General features: G+C 73.1%; 2 protein-coding genes. One reads left to right on the top strand and one right to left on the bottom strand.

The features are described 5' to 3' along the window. Positions 1-82: 82 nt before the first annotated feature. Entirely contained in the window at positions 83-1,582 is a 1,500-nt protein-coding gene (locus BN12_RS23165; protein WP_048555816.1) for an aminopeptidase P family protein, read from the bottom strand. Between the two features lie 56 nt (positions 1,583-1,638). On the opposite strand from BN12_RS23165, the gene BN12_RS23160 reads away from it, so the two are divergent. After that, on the top strand, positions 1,639-2,629 hold a 991-nt coding region (locus BN12_RS23160), incomplete at its 3' end, for a DUF2332 domain-containing protein (protein WP_048555815.1).

The following is a 2,629-nucleotide window of genomic DNA, read 5'->3' as shown; positions in this document are numbered from 1 at the left end:
GGGTGCCAGATGGCCAGGGGGTAGAGGTCGGTGGGGTGGTGCACAGGCCCCGATCGGGTGCCAGATGGCCAGGGGGGTGGAGTCAGGCGCGGGAGCGCACCTCGCGGACCCACGCCTCGACGTCGGCGGAGGCGCGCGGCATACCGGCCGACAGGTTGCGGAACCCGTCCTCGGTGACGAGGACGTCGTCCTCGATCCGCACGCCGATGCCGCGGAACCGCTCGGGAGCCTTGAGGTCGTCGGCCTTGAAGTAGAGCCCGGGCTCGACGGTCAGCACCATGCCGGGCGTGAGCTCGGCGTCCATGTACTCCTCGCGGGTCGCGAGCGCGCAGTCGTGGACGTCGAGACCGAGGTGGTGGGAGGTGCCGTGGACCATCCAGCGCCGGTGGTACTGGCCGTGATCGGTGTCGAGGGTGTCCTCGACGGAGACCCCCTCGGGCAGCAGCCCCCACGCATGGAGCCGCTCGGCGATGACCCGGATCGCCGCGGCGTGGACGTCGGAGAACCTGTTGCCGGGCTTGACGGCCGCCATGCCGGCCTCCTGCGCGGCATACACGGCGTCGTAGATCTCGCGCTGGGCGTCGGTGAACTCGCCGTCGACGGGGAGGGTGCGGGTGATGTCCGCGGTGAAGAGCGAGTCGACCTCGACGCCCGCGTCGAGGAGGACGAGCTCGCCCTCCTCGACGTCCCCGGTGTTGCGGATCCAGTGGAGGGTGTTCGCGTGGTCGCCGGCCGCGCAGATCGAGTCGTAGCCGACCCCGTTGCCCTGGTGGCGGGCGTGGAGACCGAAGACGCCTTCGATCCACCGCTCCCCGCGGCCCTTCTCCGCAGCGTCGGGCAGGGCGGCGATGACGGCCTCGAAGCCGGCCCTCGTCGCGTCGACGGCGGCCTGCAGCTGCTCGATCTCCCACTCGTCCTTGACCATCCGCAGATGCGAGAGGACGTGGGCCAGCTCGTCGTCGAGCGGCTCCAGGGTCTCTGCGTCGGCGCCGTTCTCGACACGGCTCGCGTCGAGCTGGGCGGTCAGCTCACGGTCCGCGTCGCGGACGAGGCGCACGGTCACCTCGCCGGCGTCCTTGGCGACGGCGTCGGCGAGCTCGTCGATGTGCCGCGCGATGACGCCGAGCTCGAGCTCGAGGTCCTCGATGGTCGGCCGGGCTCCCACCCAGAACTCGCCGTACCGCGAGTCCGTGAAGAACTCGTCGCTGTCCCGTCCGGCGAGTGGCCGGAAGTAGACGACGGCGTCGTGGCCCCCGCCCTCCTTCGGCTCGAGGACGAGGACGGCGTCGGGCTCCCGGTCGGCTCCGAGCCCCGTGAGGTGGGCGAAGGCCGAGTGCGGCCGGAACACGTAGTCGCAGTCGTTGCTGCGGACCTTCAGACCTCCGGCCGGGATGACGAGCCGGTCGCCCTCGTAGGCCGCGCTCACGGCGGCTCTGCGGGCGGCGGCATACGTCGCGACCGCTGCCGGCTCGGTGACGGCGGGCCGCCGAGGGGCCCAGTCCTCCCGGACGAACCGACGGAACGCCTCCGTCGTCGGCCGTTCGCGGATCTGGGACTTCTTCTGCTCTTCGCTCGTGCTCACCCCGCCATCGTGCCACGTGTACCGCGTCCCGCTCGACGGCGTCGCATACTGCCCGTATGCCGCACCCGTCGCCGTCGTCTCCCACCCTCGCCGAGCAGTTCCGCGGCCACTTCGCGGACAGCGGGACGCTCTACGAGGTGCTGCTCGATCGCCTCGCCGACGATCTCGACGCGGGCGGGCTGACGGCGACGATCTGCGCGGGCTGGGAGCGGGCGGCACCGACCGAGGTCGTCCAGCTGCGGCTGCTCGCGGCCATCTTCCGTGTCGTCCTGCGAGGCGACGCGCCGCAGCTGGTCCGCTTCTATCCCTGCCTCGGCGGGACCGCGCCGCCCCGGGACGCCTGGGAGACGTTCGAGCCGGTCGTCGCCGATCACGCCGGGGAGCTGCGGGCGGCCCTCGAGGTCGCACCGCAGACCAACGAGGTGGGGCGGTCCGCCCCCTTGGTCGTCGCCCTCTTCGAGGCCGTGCGCCGGACCGGCCTGCACCGCGTCCGCCTCCTCGAGCTCGGGGCCTCCGCGGGGCTGAACCTCAACGTCGACCGGTATCGCCTCGCCGGCCCCGGATGGGCGAGCGGGCCGGAGGACAGCGTCCTCGAGATCGACACCCGGTGCGCAGGCGTCCGGCCGTCGGCGATCGACGTCGTCGAGCGGCGCGGCTGCGACCTCGAGCCGGTCGACGCCGCGAGCCCCGAGGGTGCCCTGCGGCTCCGGTCGTTCGTCTGGCCCTGGCAGCTGGAGCGGCACGCGCGGCTCGCCGCGGCCCTCGACATCGTCGCGGAGCACCCGGTCGCCGTCGACCGCGCGAGCGCCTCGGCCTGGCTCGTCCCTCAGCTGGAGCGCCCCGCCGACCCAGGGGTCCTCACGGTCGTCTGGCACTCGGTGACCCGGCAGTACTGGCCGGTCGCCGAGATCGAGCGCGTCGATGCGATCGTCGAGGAGGCCCGCCCGCGCATGCCCCTGGCACACCTGTCGATGGAGGACTCGCCGACGCGTTCCGGCGGCCTGACCGACGTGGCCGTCGACGGGCCGGAGGTCCGGGTCGACGGCG

This window comes from Nostocoides japonicum T1-X7, assembly GCF_001046855.1.
GTDB lineage: Bacteria > Actinomycetota > Actinomycetes > Actinomycetales > Dermatophilaceae > Nostocoides > Nostocoides japonicum.
This window is presented reverse-complemented; position numbering and strand designations above follow the sequence as displayed.